The sequence below is a fragment of the Mycoplasma zalophi genome (genome assembly GCF_018914005.1).
Taxonomy (GTDB): Bacteria; Bacillota_I; Bacilli_A; order Mycoplasmatales; family Metamycoplasmataceae; genus Metamycoplasma; species Metamycoplasma zalophi_A.
Genome location: NZ_JAHMHI010000001.1, coordinates 285446 through 302837 on the forward strand (window position 1 = coordinate 285446; position 17392 = coordinate 302837).

Here is a 17392-nt window from a genome sequence, read left to right on the forward strand (position 1 = left end):
TCCTATGAAATTTCATAACCATTATCAAATTCAACATCAAATCCAGCTGACTGTAATTTTGATTTAAGCGCATCATTTCCAGGATCTAAAACTACTGTTCCTGAAAACGAAGAATTACCATTGTGAGCATATCTTTTAAATGTAACTAAATTACTAATTGCTTCTGGACTTAAATAATTATCTTTTATTCTAAATTTGGTTGTAGTTCTTCCATTACTAAATAGTATTTTTGGTTTTTCCATTGGTGAACCTGTATCTATATTTTCTAATCCTGCTCCAATTAAGTCATAATTAGAAATTTCAAATTCAGGTTTATTATTATAGAAAGTAACTTGTTTTACTTTTCTTGGTCTATTTGATGGTTTTATAATATCTCTAAATTCTAGACCTTTTAAAGTTTTTATTTTTGGAATTCTACTAAAGTCTAATAAAGTAGGATAAGAGTTATTACCTTCATTGTGGTCAGGACTTAATCCAGGACCCAATGAACCTTGGAAAATAGGTTCATTATTTCTTGCAAAATATGCCATCCTTAGACCTAAATTAATACGTTTTCAGTGATCTTGATCATTTTCTAAATAATCTGATTGATCAAATGCTAAGGTATTAAATGTTATTCTTGTAGCAATATCTTGATTGCGTCCATAATCAGCACTTACGTTATAGTCATTTGTATTTACTCATGCTGTATTTCTTAAAGAAAATGGGTTAATTGATCATTCATCTTGAAGTGAGTTTCCAAGAGTATATAGAGATAACTCTTTTATACGTTTGTTTTCCAATTCAATTAATGAACTTGTATTTGTTGCTTGAGCTGAGAAAAATAATTCTAATTGTAAAATGTCGTCAGGAAGTTCTCTTAAAATTGGTTTAAATGCTTGAGCTGATGAGTTTTTTCCCATATTTTTAATTCTATAAGAAACTACATTTGCTTTTTTAGTTTTTAATGTTTTAATTAACTGAATTGTTTTGTTATATCCTGCTTCGTTTGCTGCATCAATTTCAATAACATAACCTTCATTAATTTGACCTGGTTCATTGGTTGGTTTTTCTCTTTGCATATGCAATGCTTTAATTCCATCATCAGATTGAATTAATCCATTGAAAATTTCATCGTTATTTGCATCACGTTTTTTTCAACCAGGATATTCTCCATTAGCTATAGCGTCAGGGCTTCTTGTGTAGTAAGAATCATAACTAAATACTCTTCTAGTTGAATTATCCCTTGTTAAACGACTTGTTACCGAATTAAATCTGTCAGGTTGACCATATGAATGTGAATCTAAACTACCATCTGCATTTATATATGCGTTACGAGGATCTAAAACATATCCTTCTTTTAGTTGTTTTTCAGCATTTGAAGATAGTTTAGTAAATTTAGATCAATCTAAGTTTGTATATAATCAAATATATCTATGATCTCTTGAATTAAATTTCATATCTGGATACTTAGCTTTTGCATCTTCTTTTAAGAAATTTGATACATTTGGTGAATCAAATAATCTTTCAAATTTATAAAAAGTACGGACTCAGAAATCTCTATTTTGGTTTAATCAAGAATCTAATTTATCAGGTTGTTGAGCTAAAACCTGATTTGCCATACCAGTCATATCTTGATATCATTTTGAAGCTAATCCAAGTGTTTCACCTTGACCTATAACATCTTTAACAACTTTATCCCTTAGTTCTTGAGTAACAACTATACTTTTTAATTTGTCAGTACTGTCATTTGTATAAGGAACTCTATTTGTAATTTGGTTATCTCTATCATATGTTGCAATATTTCTTGGTTTTGCTCTTTCGATAGTAGCAGACACCTCTACACCAGATACAATAGCTTTATCTGTTAATTCAGGTTTAGGCTCTTCTGGCTTAGGTTGGGGTTTGGGTTCCGGTTTTGGTGGTTCAGGAATAGGATCTGGTTTAGGGGGTTCAGGTTGAGGAACCGGTTCGGGCTTAGGTTCCTCTGGTTTAGGTTCAGGAATTGGCTCAGGTTTGGGTTCTTCTGGCTTAGGTTTTTCTGGTTCAGGTTTAGGGGGCTCAGGAACTTTTTCTACAACAGGTGGAATTTCAGGTGCTGGTGGTGGTGTTGGGTCAGGAATTTTCTTTAAATTAGAATCAGAGTTAGAAGGAACTGTGTTATTAAGATCAACATTATTTCCTTCAACAAAATTATTTTTTGCATTATTATGAGCGTTATAATACAAAGTTTGTTTATGACTTTTATTTGTAAAATAAATTGCAGAAGAAGCAGCCATTGAAGCTGCAAAAATTGAACTTATAGTGACTAACAGTATTTTTTGTTTTTTAGTTTTTAAAAATCTCATAGCCACCTCCTTTGTTAATTACTTTATTTTATTATAACCCAAGTTCTTTATCTGTTGGAATTTCTAATGCACTTCCAATGTATGCAAAAATTTCTGGACTTTGTTTTATATATTCACCATTTAAAATTTTTCAAACACTTTCCACTGTATCTTGTATTTTTACAAATTGTCCTGGTTGTTTAGTGAAATGTTCTGTCATGAAAAAGTATTGTGTGAAAAAGTTTTCAAGTTGCATTGCTTTTTTAACAATAATTTTGTTTTCTTCATCTAATTCATCAAATCCTAAAATTAAAATAACATCTTCAAGGTCTTTATAAGCTTTTAGGATTTTTTTGGTTTCTAAAATTGCTTCTAAATGTCTTTTACCAATAATATCTTCATTTACTGAATTTGAATAACTTTTTAGTGGATCAAAAGCAGGGAAAATATTTTTTGCTGTTTGTGCTCTTGATAAAACTAATGTAGCGTCAAGATGGTTAAACACAGCAACTGCTGATGGGTCATTTAAATCATCCATTGGTAAGAACATTGTTTGGAATGATGTTATTGAACCATTTGCATTTTTATACATTCTGTTTTCAATATTTGCTATATCACTTTCAAGTGTAGATTGGTAACCTCCAACTGATGGTTTTTTTCCTAGTGTTGAAGATACTTCGTTTTCAGCTTGTATAAAACGATAAATATTATCAATAAACAATAAAACATTTTCTTTTTGTGTATCTCTTAGGTATTCAGCTGCTGTTATTCCAATTGGAACAATTGACATTCTAGCTCCAGGAGATTCATTCATTTTTGAAATAAACATAATTGAATCTTTTAATAAATTTGATTCTTTTAGTTCTTGGTATAATTCAATTCCTTCTCTTGAACGTTCACCAGAACCTATAAAAATATTAGAAGTTTTTGTTTGTTGTGAGTTAACGTTGAAAATTAATTCTTTCATTAAAACTGTTTTTCCAACTCCAGCTCCACCAAAAATTCCAATTTTGTAACCTTTTATAATTGGAATAAAGAAATCAATTGCTTTAATTCCAGTTTCAACGATTTCTTTTTTATTATCTAAAGTTTTTTCGTGGTTAATAGTTGAATCCATTTCAACATAATCAATTGATTTTTTTGTTTCTAGTAAAGGTTTTCCTTCAAAAGTATAAATATTATTTTTTGAATTATTACCAACTGGAACCATAAAGCTTTTTTGAGTATTAAATACTTCATCATTAATTGAAATTGGTTTAAATGAGTAAATTACAATTGCTCTAACTGTTTCAAAGTCTAAAATTCTTTTAACAAGTAAATAAGTTTTTCCATCATGAAGTGTCAAAATATTATTAATTTTTGGTAAATTATCAGATGAAAATTTAATTTCTAGTACATCTGAATTAAATTTAACGATTTGTCCATTCATTATTTATCTCCTAATATTGATGCAATTTGTTCTAAATAATCTTTATCAAATTCAATAAATTTGTTATCAATTTTGACATTTCAACCTAATGATAGAAATTCAGAATATTGTTTTAGAGCAAAAGCAAAGTAATTTTTTGTTAATTTATCATCATATTTTTCATTATTTAAAATAGCATTGTATAGTCTTTTAGCTTCTTCATCGGTTTCTATTAATATATCAATGAATTTCATTGCTTTAACATCATCTTTAATTTCACTAAATAGTCCTCAAGTAATAATTTTTGAAGTCAATAAAATTAATTTTTCAGAATAAACACTAAATCCTCTTTGGAAAAACATTTTTTCAATCATTTTTCCTCTGTAAATAAGTTGTGAGGTTTCTTGAGTAAAATCATAATCTAATGATGCTAATTTTAATTGACGACGATATTTACGATATAGTTTATTAATTTCAGATGCAACTTTTGTTATTTTAATATTTTGAACACTTGAACCAGTTCTTGATACTGATAAATCTATATTAATTGCTGGTAATTTTCCTGCATTAAACATATCAGTACTTGTAACAATTTGACCATCTGTAATTGATATTACGTTTGAAGAAATTAATGAAGTAATATCTCCGTCGATTGTTTGTAAAATAGGTAATGCTGTAATAGTTTTTGAATTATTGAAATTCCCTGCTCTTTCTAAAAGTTGTGAGTGAGCAAAGAAGATATCTCCTGGCATTGCTTCTTTTCCAACTGGACTTTCTGAAAGTAGAGCAATTTCTCTAAAGATATTTGCATGTTTTGTTAAATCATCAAAAACAATTAAAACATCATTATCAGCTGATAAGTTTTCAGCATGAGCCATTCCAACATATGGTGCTAAATATTGGTCATATACTGAAGATGAATCAGCTTCAATTATTATTGTATTTTTTAATGCATTGTGTTGTTTTAGAATTGAATAAACGGTTGAAATGTTATCACGTTTTTGTCCTATTGCAACATAAATACATTTAACGTTTTTATTAGCTTGGTTAATAATTGCACTTAAAGCAATGTGAGTTTTTCCTGTTTGACGATCTCCGATAATTAATTGTCTTTGACCTTTACCAATCGGAATTAATAAGTCAATTACGTTAATTCCTGTATATAATTGTTCATTTAATGTTTTAACACTCATTAAGTCATGTGCTAATTTAAAAATTGGGCTTGATTTTTGTTTTTCATCAAAATTTGGTTTAATTTTAAATTCTGGATTAATAATGTTTCCAGCTATATCAATGATTTTACCAAAGTAATTTTTATCAGTATAAACATTGAAATTTGTGTCAATTAATTCAATTTCATCACCAATTTTTAAACTTGAAGATTTGTCACTTGACAATAATAGAGCTTTGTTTTTAGAACCATTTATTAAGATTAAATTTACATCAGGGTGATTTGTAGCTTTAAACATTTGTTTTTGTTTGTATTCAAATTCACCTGATACTTCAACTATATAATCAAAAATGGCAGTTATTTTTGGGTTTTGATCTGTGTTTTTCATAATTTTTCCTTATATTATTAGTAATACTATAGATGTAATAATTAAAATAGTTGTAAATGCAAAGAATAAAATATTTGTTAATAAAATCTTTTTATTTTTAAGTGTTTTTCTGAAAATTGTCATCAATGTAGCGTTTGTTATAAATACCATAAAACTAATTGCAAGAATAATGCTTGATATCATTGTTTTTTTAGTTGCTAAATTTGTTTCTTGTTCAAGTACTACATTTTTTGCCACTTCAATTGCTTCAATAAATTTTTGTTTATTTTCTTCTGTTACTTCGTTGATTGTAACAATGTCACGTAATTTTTTAAAATTACCATTTATTTTTGCAATTAAATTTGTGTAATTATCAAATCAACTAATTTTATTTATTGTTTTTGAATTTGAAATACCTACTAATCTAAAAATATCTTTTTCAAGCACTTTCATTATTTTATCGATTATATGAAAGTCTTGATTTGCTGTTTGATAATTTTTTAAAATAATTTCTTTATTAAATCTAAAAAATTCTGTTTGGTAAATATCTAAAACTCTTTCATAGGTTTTTGCAATTGTATATCAAGGGTTAAACCCACTAAATTTCATTGCAGATGTTATATCTAAAAATAATGAATCAATGTATGTAGATGAATTACTTAAAATAGATGATTCATTATTTTCAAAATTATTATTATTTACTACATTTTGTATAAAATGTTCTTGTTCGTTAACGTAGTTATTAGAATGTATTAACTTAGTAAAGGCATCAACTAAAGAAAATACATTTGAAATTAAGTTTTCTTGTCCTAAATTTTCATATTGTAATTTATTATCTAAATCAAGTGCTTTATAAAATTTAGTCATTAATTTTTGAACTGAATCAATTTGATTAAAATACAATTTTTGGTGATTTTTGTATGTTTGTGAATTATCAATCGTAAAGGTTTGTTTATAAACTCTTTCTACACTAGGATTATTTACATCTTTAATTGAAATTGTTGCAATGTTTTTATTATTATTTTGTGCAATAGAATTTACTTTATACTCATAACGAATATTAATTGGGTTATTAAAGAAGAATATTTCTTCAGTATTTTCTTGTAATTTTGCTTGAAGTTGTGCAAATGATAGATTTGTAAATTCTGCTTTTATTTGTGGATTTAATGCAGGGATTGCTTCAATTATAGTATCAACAGATTCAGGTTCAACAGGATCACCTGGAATTAGTGGCGTAGGCAATTCAGGCGGTTTATTTTGTTGTTGCTGTTGTTCTTGTTGTTCTCTAAATTGTTGGTTTTTTTGTAAATCATACTCTAAGAATCTTGGTTTTATTTTGTCAATAAAGTAATTATCTCAACTATCATAATCTTTTGGGTTTGTAACAAAGAAACCATTAACTGTTGCATTATTTGCTTGAATATCCTTATTTTCTAAAGCAATTTTATCATCTAAGTATAAAACATCATCACTGTTAAATACTATTGCTTTAATTTGTTCTAATAAGTCTTTGCTATACCCGTTTATTGTTTCTTCGTATTCTTTATCTTCAACATAGTTTAATTCTTCAGATTCTTTTACAGAAGCTTCTTTACCTAAAGCACGATCATATTTAGTTTGTTCATCTCCTCCAAAACCAAATACAATGTTATTGAATTTTTTATCATTTAATGTTACAGAACCTACTGCATGATTTTTTTCTCTTGAAAGAACATGAGGAAAAGTGATATAAAATCCATATTTATCTGGATTAGTCATAATATCATCTTTATGTTTTTCAAAAAAATCATTTAATTTAGCAAAATAAATTTGTTTAGATAATTTTTGTTTATATTCAGTTTCTGTATCACTTTCTAGTTTTAAAAGTTCGTCTTTTAAAAATCCTTGAACAATTTTAATTGCTTGATCTAACATTTGTGTTTGAACATCTTCTCACATCTTTTTAAATGTTGAAAAATTATCACTAATTTTTTTAGGTTTTTCTGTTTCTGCTGGTGTGTTAGGTGAATCAGAATTACTTGTAGAATCTGAAGAAGTGCTAGAATCCCCTGCTGCAGAAATTGCACTAAATGGTAACGCTACTACAGAAAGAGTTGATAATGATAATAAAAATTTTAATTTCTTATTCATTTATATCTCCTTCATAATTTACTAAATATAAAAGTTGTTTTAGTTTTAATTGATATTGTTTTGATTCTAGTGAATTTAGTTTTATTAATTCTTCAAGCTCTAGTCCTAAATTTTTATAAGCTTCATAATATTTTATTTGGTGAGAAAGTTCTTTTAAATTAGCTTTGTTTTCTTTTAAATTAAAGTTATTTTTATCAGAAACTAGAATATTAATGTTTGATAATGTACTTATTTCAATTTTATTATTTCTTATAATGAAATCACTGTTTGTTAAAAATACATAAAATATTTTGTTGTTAAAGTGATTTTGAATCTTGATTAAAATATCTTTATAACTAGCTAGAACATCATTATCAAGAGAACTTCATTGATCTTCTTGATTTAAATTTATAAATAAGGTTGCTTTTTTAAAATTAATTGTGTTTGTAGAAAGTGAAGAAATAGAGATTTCAAATGGTTTAATGTTTTCTTTCATTATTTATCACTTCTTTCTTTAGATTTTGTAAAATACATAACAATATCTTCAATTTCTTTTTCTCTTTTTGCCTTAATTATGTGTTTATTCATCTTGTCAATTTCTTCATCTAGTTGATTAATGATTTGATTTGATGTAATTAAATTATTTTTAGCATTGAAAAAGTTAGATTCAATAATAAGTGATTGCAATGCATTTTCTAAAAAGATATTTACTTCATTTTCAACAAAAACTGTTAAATCAGGATAAATTTTAAATTTCTTAATATCACTTTCTAAAAACATGCTTTCTTTATTTATAAGTTTATTAATATCAAATTTTTCAAGAGGAAGTAATGTAAATTCCTGTTTTTTGTTTTTATTGGTATTTATTACCACTTGTACTGAAGAATATTTATTATCTAAATATAAATGTTTTACAATGTAACTTAATTTAAATGCTAATTTATCATTTTTATCTTCTTCAGAAAAACTTTTTATTACATTTAATTTATTATCATGGGCAAATTCATTAGCTCTTTCACCTATTACAATAAAATCATTTTGAGAATTTTTTATTTTACTTAAAATTAATTTTTCGTATCTTGTATATGAATCTGTTTCATGTTTTTGAGGTTCAGTTAAATAGATTCATAATTTTTTTTCTTTGTTAAAGATTTTTGACAATTTATTATTTTTATTTGCAAAGATTAATGGTTTTGAAGTTATAAATGAATTTTTTATATTATATTCATTTTTAAGAGCCATTAATGTATCTTTATTAAATAAAGCTTTACTTACATAAAATTGCATTTTTTTATTTAATTTTAAAATATCAATTAGCAAAATATTTTTTTTGTTGTTAACGTCTTTATAAATTCTTTCGAGATTTTTTTTACGTTGTTTTTCTTTTTCTAAATACATTTTTAAAGTCTTTCAACAACTTTTTCACTAAATAAAAGTTTTAAATTGCTTGTTTCTTTTGATTTAAAAATTGCTAATTCTGGAAATATTTCAACAATAAAATTCTTTTCAATTAATTTTGTTAATTCATCATTAAATAAAGTTAAGAAATTATTTAATGTATCATCTTCAGCACTCATGAAATTAATTGTTCTGTGTGCTGATTGTTCTTCGTTAATTAATAAAGGACTTAAAACATCACTGCTAAATTTTAAGTTTATATTAAATGAAATAATAAAGTTTTTAAATAACATATCTCATTTATTTTCTAATGCAGTTTTGTATTTTTGAACAAATTCTTTATATGTATTTGATTCAAAACCTAAACCCATTTTTATTAAAATTTCAGCAGATAATTGTTCAAAAGAAATAAATTCTTGGCTTTTAATTATTTCTTTATAATCTCTGAATAAGTCAATATTTTTTTTATTTTGAACTGGTTCTTTTTTATTTATTTTTAATTTCATGAGATACCTCCATATTTTTTGGTGAATATTTAGCTATTTTTCCGAATTCAATTCAGAATTTAATTGATTTTAAGATTAAAACTAAAATACTAAATGCAAGTAAAATAAGTGTAAATATTTCATCTAGTGCCATATTAGCTGAAATGTAATTAAAATTATTATTATTGTAACTTTGCATAATTACATTGATTACATTTATAAAAATTATGATATTAATTAAAACAAAATAACCATAATTGATAATTAAGTTGTTTTTAGTTGAATTATGAGAGTTTTTAAAGTGATTAATTGCAAAAGTAATAATTAATAATATTAAAGTTGCAAATAGAATAATGTTAGTAATTAATTTATTTTCAATTAAGAATGTTTCTAATCAATAAATTGCTCAAAAACTAATTTGTAATACTCAAAAATATACTGAATTTATTAAATTACTATTTGTATTCATTTTTTTGGTAAATGTAATAACTAAGTAAAAAATGAATAATGCAGCTGGAATTATTAATAGTAATAAATATAAATAATTTGGTGTGATTGCACTTGAATCAACATAACTTGATGGTGTTTTTATTTTTGAAAAAGTTGTTATTATTCAGAAATTTAAAGCAACAAATAATCAAAAAATTAATGTTAAATTATTTTTTAAAACAATGTATGCTTGTTTTGAATTAAATAATGTTCAAAAAACATTTATAAAACTAAATAGTAAAGAGAATGAAATAAATAATATAAATGCAACCACGATAAATAAGTTTTGAATACTTCTTATTGTAAATGCATCTGTTATAAAACTATAAAAGCTATTATTTTCTATAAGTAGATAGAATGTTTGTTTACTATTCGCACTAAATCTTCATGCCAACATTGAAACAATTACAAAAGCGACTAAAAGAAATCTAGATATTAAACTTATTAAAGTTCAACGGATATTTTTATTCTGTTCTGGGTTAAGTTTTTTGTTTACAAAATGAACATAGATTGCGTAACTTCCGTCAACTAAATAAAGAGCAATTAAACTAAAACTTAAATATAGAATGTTTAAAGTATATTTTTCAAACACAAAAAATAATACAAATGAAGCTATTGACGCTGAAATATATAAAATAAATCAAGGTAAATATTTTTTTATTTTTTGTTTATTAAACGAAAGATCTAAGTAGGTTTTTATAAGTGGATAAAAGAATAATATTGCTAAAAATAAAAATCTAATTAAAACAAGTAAGTTGCTTTGTGCTAATAATTCGTGTTTAAAATCAAAAAAGAAAGCAATTGAATTATTAGGTAGTATTTTAGATGCAAAAATAGTTTTTTCTGCATAAATAAATATTAAAAGTGCACCTACAAATAGAAAAAGTTCTACAAATCTTTTTAAGATTTTATTTTTTTGAAATGTAAAACTTAACATTTTTAGAGATTTTTTGATTTTAATATTATCTTCTGTATATGTCATTTTTTTTTGTTTCATAATATCTATTGTTTGTCCTTAAATTGAAATTCTTCTGGGATATTATTTTCAGCAAAACCATGTTTAAATATTCAAGTATTAGATAGCTTATTTTGTTTAGATAATTTTTCTAATGCTTGTCTATATGATGTTTTTTGATCTTTTCCACCACCATAAATTAAATCGTATTGTGGTAAATTATAAGTTCCAAATGCTGTTTTATAATCATATCCTTCAGATCTAAGAGCAACAACAAAATCAGTTTTTGCAACGGGGATAATTGTTGAGTGATATCCTACTATTTTATAATCTTGATTTCTAACACTTGAACCTGATGACCCACCAATTGGTACATAATGTCTTAACATATATTGAAGACCTGTATTTATGTATTGTTTTAATTGTTTATTTTCATCATATGTTGAGTATAATTCATTTCCTCTAATTGGTGAAATTAAGAATGCATCATTTAATCCCGGTTTATCAGTAAAAGTACGTAACCCTATTTGATATGATAATCAGTTTCCTTTTTTAAGTCTTTCTTCATCAATATTTGAAGGTCCATCTTCCCCATTAGTTTGTGCATAATAGAAACGATAATCAGAGTTTGTTCATAAACTGTTATATGATTCTCTTGATTCATATTGTTTATAATCTTCATATTTTCTTAAGAAGAAATCTTCTTTAGATGAAGGATAACCTAATGCAAATAATTCATCTACTTTTTTACTTGGATCTTTTAAAATTGGAAAATCAATTTTTGAATAGTCTTTTAAGTATGAAGTAGATAAGAAACTTGTTTTTTTCTCGTTTGGTAAATTAAAGTAATCATTAGTTACTTCTTTTGCTAATTCATTTGCATTTCTATTTTCTGACATGTTTTTACCAAACTCAGCAGTTTTGTAAATTGATTGGCTTATTGTTTGATCTTCAACAAGAGTTTTAAAATCAACTTCAATAACAGCGAAATCTGCCATTTCTTCAACACCGTTATATTTAGTTTTTAATTCATTTATTAAAAAGTCGCTTGGTGAAGAATTTAAATAATCAAGTGCATCATATACTTTTGTTACGTGCTGTGATATATTTTGACCATTAAATTGAAATGTTTTAAGAAGTGGTTCAAATCCTGATATTTTTAACTTAGTATTAATTCCTACATTTGAATCTAATCTAGTTAGTGAAAATCCTTGGAATGTTGGACTTGACATTAATTTTGCAACGTGTGAATTAGTTGCAAAAAATCATTTAGTTGGATATTTACCTTTTTCTGGAATTTCATAGTCAAGTATTGATAAAGTTCCTGATCCACCACGGAATTTTGTGTCTAATTTAGCGTCTGCCTTATATTTTTCAATTTGATCATCATGTTGTTTTATAATTGTTTGTTTTGTATAAGCATTTATTTTAGCAATTTCATCATCAAATTCTTTATTTCTTTTTACATATTCAGCTTCTAGTGATTCAAGATCGTGTTTTTCAGTTGTTTTTTCTTTTCTTGATTCATAGTCATATTTATATATTGTTCTATTTTGTTCAACTATATCTATTAATTGTTGTTTATAATTTTGTAACTTAGGATCATTATCTGTTCAAGATTCAACTTCTTTTTTAGAACGTTCGACTTTATCAATATCTTCTTTGAAATCATCTTTATATGAAAATGTTCCTATAAATGTTTGTAGAGCAATATCTTTATATGTTTCATTTGGTAGCATTCTAGCTAATCCAATTGATTGATATGGATTTCTTCCTAAAAAATCAATATCAGAAAATACTTCTGGATTAGATTTTCCAGTAAATGAAAGTCCTTCAACTGTTCCATTATCATTATAAACTGGTAATGTTAAACCTTTGTAGGCGTTGTTTTCATATGTATCTAAACCAATTGTTTTTGCAATTTCATTGAATTTTTTAGCTTGTTCTGCATTATATTTTAAATCTTTTCTAACCTCTGAAACACCTTGATTTTGATATTGTCTTTTTAGACCTTCCATGTATTTTTCATTATCTTTTGCAAATCTTTCTTTTTGATTTAGTGAATTATATTTTTGTATTTCGTCTGGACTTTGAATTGAAGGTTTATATTGAATTGTTCCATCATCAGAAGTACCCATAGGAGTTGTTTTAAATCCTGTAAGTGGATATGTTTTGATAGTTTTTTTATTTGAAGATTTTGATTGAATTTCTATTACAAAACTTAATCTACCAGTTGCATTAGCATCTTTTTCTAAAGCTACATCTAATAATCTAATAGAAATTTGAGATTCAAAAGCAGGTTTAAGTTTAATTTCTAAAACTTCTTGAGTTCTATTTCTTGCAGTTTCAGGTGTTATATCAGTTTTTTGACGATTATTTAAAAAATTTAAAGTAAATAATTCATCAAATGATTTATTAGCTATTGTTTTTAATTCTTGAGGAACTTCTGTTTGTTGAGAATTTGTTCCGTTTGAATTATTTGTATCAGAATTGTTATTTTCAGTTGTAGGGTTATTTTTGTTTTTATCTGATGTATTTGAATTAGTATTATCTTTTTTAACTGGTTCTGCACAACTTATAGCAATAAGTGGTGTTATTGTTGATAGAGTTGCGATTATTGATAATAAATATTTAAATTTTGTTTTTTTCATATTTTCCTCCTTATGAAATTTCATAGTCATGTTCAAATTCAACTTCAAATCCAACTGATTCTAATTTTGATTTTAATGCTTCATTTCCAGGGTTTATTACTACAATTTCTGAAAATAATGGATTTTCATTTTGAACATATTTTTTAAATTTAACTAAATTACTAATTGCTTGTGGAGTTAAGTCGTTTTCTTTTATTTTGAATTTTGTAGTTAATGATCCATTGCTAAATGCTATTTTTGGTACACCAGCTCGAGATGGTGTAATCATATTTTCAAGTCCAGCTTCAAAAAGATCTTTTTCTGAAATTTCATATGAATCTTTATCATTAAAGAATCTAACTTTAGTAATTTTTCTTGGTTTATTTGATGGTTTATACACATCTCTAAACACAAGACCACTTAAACTTTTTATTTGTTGAACTCTACTAAAATCTAACATTGTAGCATATGAGTTATTTCCTTCATTATTATCAGGGTTTAAACCTGGTCCAAATGAACCTTGGAAAATGGGTTCATTATTTCTTGTGTAATATGCCATTCTTAAACCTAAATTAATACGTTTTAGATGATCATGATCATTTTCTAAATAATCTTCCTTATCAAATGCTAAGGTATTAAATGTTATTCTTGTTGCAATATCTTTATTACGAGCATAATCAAAACTTACATTGTAATCATTTGTATTTACTCACGCTGTATTTCTTAAAGCAAATGGGTTAATTGATCACTCATCTTGAAGTGAATTTCCTAATGTATATAATGATAATTCTTTGATATGTTTATCTTCAAGTGCAATTAATGAACTTGTATTTGTTGCTTGAGCTGAGAAAAATAGTTCAACTTGAAGAATATTATCAGGTAGCGCTCTTAAAATTGGTTTAAATGCTTGAGCTGATGAGTTTTTACCCATGTTTTTAATTCTATAAGAAACAATATTTGCATTTTTTGCCTTTAATTTGTTAATTAATTCAAGAGTTTTGCTATATCCCGCTTCATTTGCAGCATCAATTTCAACAACATATCCATCATTTATTTGGTCAGGGTCATTTGTTTTTACATCTCTTGTCATATGTAAAGTTTTTATTCCATCACCAGATCGAATTAATCCTTCAAAAATAGGATCATTATTTGCATCTTTTTTTGTTCATCCTGGATAATTTCCATTTTCTACATCATATGGACTTCTTCATCAGTATGAATTGTAACTAAATACTCTCTTTGTTGAATTATCTCTTGACATACGACTAGTTACAGAATTAAATCTATCAGGTTGACCATATGAATATGAATCTAAACTTCCATCTTCTCTTATGTAAGCATTATCTGGATCTAATACATAACCTTTTTTAAGCTGTGCTTCTGCATTTGAAGATAATTTAGTAAATTTAGTTCAATCTAAATTTGAATACAATCAAATATATCTGTGATCTTTTGATTTAAAATGCATGCTTTGATATTGAGGTTTTACTTCTTCTTTTAAGAAATTAACAACATTATCAGAATCAAATAATCTTGATCATTTTTCAAATGCTTTACTGTACACATTTCTATGATTATTAATATATAAATCAAATTCTTCTGGTTTTTGATTATATGCCTCTAAAGCATCAGCCACTATATTTTTAAATCAAAATGATGCAAGACCTTCTTTTGTGCCCACTCCAATAGCTTTATTTATTGCCGCTGTTCGCAATTCCTTAGTAACCGTTATACTATTTAATTTATCTGTACTGTCATTAACATAAGGAACCCTATTAACTATGTTATTGTCCACATCATATGATTGTTGTTTTCTTGGAGGTTTAAAAGTTATATCTGCATCAACTTCAACACCTGCAACAACAATTTTACTATTTGATTGTGATTTTTTGGGTTTTGTTTCAGGTTTTGGTTTAGGTGGTTCTGGTTTGGGGATGGGTTTTGGTTTTGGAGCTTCGGGAACTGGCTGTGGTTCTGGCTTAGGGGGCTCAGGAATTGGTTCGGGTTTCGGTTTTGGCTCTTCAGGTTTTGGTATGGGCTTTGGTTTCTCTGGCTCTGGTTCAGGTTCTGGAATTTTTTCAATAACCGGAGGAATTTCAGGTTTTGGTGGTGGAGTTTCTTCAACAATTTTCTTTAAATTAGAATCTGAATTTGAAGGAACTGTATTTGCTAAGTCTACATTATTTCCATCTACAAAATTAATTTTTGCTTTACCTTGAGAGTTATAAAACAATACTTGTTTATGGGTTTTATTTGTTAAATATATAGAAAAAGAAGCAACAATTGATGCTATAAAAACAGACCCTGTAGTCACAAACAAAATTTTTTGTTTTTTTGTCTTAAAAAACTTCATATTTAACCTCACAATTATTAATTTTGAAAAATTATAGACTGTTTTTTTTTTTTTTTTTGAATAAAATTAATTTTTTTACTAAAAAGTAGCTAATTTTAGGGGTTTTTAAACAAAAAACAACACAAAATGTTGTTTTTTAGTATTTATTTTTGTAAATTTTTTAATTGTGGGAATAATAGTACTTCTCTAATTGAATCATTTTCAGTTAATAGCATAACTAATCTATCGATTCCAATACCACATCCACCAGCTGGGGGCATTCCATATTCTAATGCTTCAACAAAATCTCAGTCAATTTCGTTTGCTTCTTCATTTCCTGACTCTTTTTCTGACAATTGATTTTCAAAACGTTCTAATTGATCTATTGGATCAGTTAGTTCAGTAAACATATTTGCAAATTCTTTTGTGTTAATAAATAATTCGGCTCTTAGAGTAAAGCGAGGATCTTCTGGTAACTTTGTTGCTAACGGTGAGATTTCGATTGGGTGACCTCATACAAATGTAGGTTCAATTAAATCTTTTTCTACATATAGTTCAAATAATTCATTAATAACATGTCCTAATTTAAAATATTTTTCAACTTTAATGCCATGTTGTTTAGCTAATTCAAGTGCTTGAGTGTCATTTAATTGTCTTAAATCTTGACCTATTTTTTCACTAACAGCATCAACCATATTAATTCTTTTAAATGGTCCTTTAAGTGAAATTTCTTTTCCACCAAATGTTACTTTTTCAATATTTAATTCATTACATAAGTATTCAAATAGTTGTTCACAACGAAGCATCATACCTTCCATATTAGAATAAGCTTCATAAAATTCTATTGATGTAAATTCAGGGTTATGTGTTGTATCAACACCTTCATTTCTAAAAATACGTCCTATTTCATAAACTCTTTCTAATCCACCTACTAATAATTTTTTAAGTGGTAATTCAGTTGCAATACGTAAATAAAAATCACTTTGTAATGCGTTATAATGAGTAATAAAAGGTTTAGCAGCCGCTCCTCCTAAAATAGGTTGTAAAACTGGTGTATCAACATCTAAATATCCAATACTATCAAAAAATTTTCTTACTGCTGAAATAATTTTAGAACGTAAAATAAATGTATTTCTTGTTTCTTTGTTCACAATTAAGTCAACATATCTATGTCTATAACGTTCCTCTTGGTCAACTAATCCATGAAATTTATCAGGTAAAACTTTTAGTGATTTGGTTAATAATTCAATTTTTTGTGCTTTTATCATTAACTGTTCAGTGTGAGTTTTTGAAACAACGCCCTCTGTGAAAATAATATCTCCTAAATCTAAATTTTTAAGCACTTCTTGTTGTAATTCATCAAGTGATTTTTTGTCAACATAAATTTGTATAGTATTATCACGGTCTTGAAGAACAAGAAAAGGTCCTCTTTTTGCTATTATTCTTCCATTTATTGAAATTATTTTATTTTGATTTTCCAATTCTTCGCGCGAAAAATTATTAAATTCTGAAACAACTTGATTTGTTGTATGCGTAGCGGGAATTGATAATTCAAAAGCTCTTTTGTTAATTTTTTCAAAATTTTGTATTTTTTCACGTCTTATAATCTCTTGTTCAGATAATTTTCTAGTCATGATTCTCCTTATATATACTAATAAAATAATTAAATTAATTTTAATACAAAATGCACAAAATTTAACATTATTTTCCGAAAATAGGTAATAAAATTTTACAATAATGTA

General features: G+C 26.0%; 11 protein-coding genes. All 11 read right to left on the bottom strand.

What is annotated here, in order from left to right:
* Positions 1-2: 2 nt before the first annotated feature.
* The gene (locus tag KQ877_RS01190) at positions 3-2327 is read right to left on the bottom strand and encodes a putative immunoglobulin-blocking virulence protein (protein ID WP_216535800.1); all 2325 of its coding nucleotides are present in this window, start codon (positions 2325-2327) and stop codon (positions 3-5) included.
* Between the two features lie 31 nt (positions 2328-2358).
* Complete coding sequence (locus KQ877_RS01195; protein ID WP_216488720.1) at positions 2359-3735, bottom strand: MSC_0618 family F1-like ATPase beta subunit; 1377 nt, start codon at positions 3733-3735, stop codon at positions 2359-2361.
* Positions 3735-5273: an MSC_0619 family F1-like ATPase alpha subunit gene (locus KQ877_RS01200; protein WP_216488718.1), complete on the bottom strand. Its 1539-nt coding sequence runs from the start codon at positions 5271-5273 to the stop codon at positions 3735-3737. Before KQ877_RS01200 ends, KQ877_RS01195 begins: the two co-directional genes overlap by 1 nt.
* A gap of 9 nt (positions 5274-5282) precedes the next feature.
* Positions 5283-7382 (bottom strand): MSC_0620 family F1-like ATPase-associated subunit, encoded by a 2100-nt coding sequence (locus KQ877_RS01205; protein ID WP_216535801.1) that lies wholly within the window; start codon positions 7380-7382, stop codon positions 5283-5285.
* Positions 7375-7857: an MSC_0621 family F1-like ATPase epsilon subunit gene (locus KQ877_RS01210; protein WP_216488714.1), complete on the bottom strand. Its 483-nt coding sequence runs from the start codon at positions 7855-7857 to the stop codon at positions 7375-7377. The genes KQ877_RS01205 and KQ877_RS01210 overlap by 8 nt, the downstream gene beginning before the upstream one ends.
* Positions 7857-8759 carry an MSC_0622 family F1-like ATPase gamma subunit gene (locus KQ877_RS01215; protein WP_216488712.1) on the bottom strand — a complete coding sequence of 301 codons (903 nt, stop codon included), beginning with the start codon at positions 8757-8759 and terminating at the stop codon, positions 7857-7859. Before KQ877_RS01215 ends, KQ877_RS01210 begins: the two co-directional genes overlap by 1 nt.
* Positions 8760-8761: 2 nt before the next feature.
* A complete protein-coding gene (locus tag KQ877_RS01220) occupies positions 8762-9265 on the bottom strand; it encodes a DUF2714 domain-containing protein (protein WP_216488710.1) in 504 nt (167 codons plus the stop codon).
* Positions 9246-10730: an MSC_0624 family F1-like ATPase-associated membrane protein gene (locus tag KQ877_RS01225; RefSeq protein WP_216535802.1), complete on the bottom strand. Its 1485-nt coding sequence runs from the start codon at positions 10728-10730 to the stop codon at positions 9246-9248. Before KQ877_RS01225 ends, KQ877_RS01220 begins: the two co-directional genes overlap by 20 nt.
* 5 nt (positions 10731-10735) lie before the next feature.
* A complete protein-coding gene (mip, locus tag KQ877_RS04130) occupies positions 10736-13339 on the bottom strand; it encodes an Ig-specific serine endopeptidase MIP (protein WP_216535803.1) in 2604 nt (867 codons plus the stop codon).
* Between the two features lie 10 nt (positions 13340-13349).
* Positions 13350-15671 (bottom strand): putative immunoglobulin-blocking virulence protein, encoded by a 2322-nt coding sequence (locus KQ877_RS01235; RefSeq protein ID WP_216535804.1) that lies wholly within the window; start codon positions 15669-15671, stop codon positions 13350-13352.
* A 143-nt stretch (positions 15672-15814) separates the two neighbouring features.
* Positions 15815-17284 carry a lysine--tRNA ligase gene (lysS, locus tag KQ877_RS01240; protein ID WP_216488702.1) on the bottom strand — a complete coding sequence of 490 codons (1470 nt, stop codon included), beginning with the start codon at positions 17282-17284 and terminating at the stop codon, positions 15815-15817.
* Between the last annotated feature and the right edge of the window lie 108 nt (positions 17285-17392).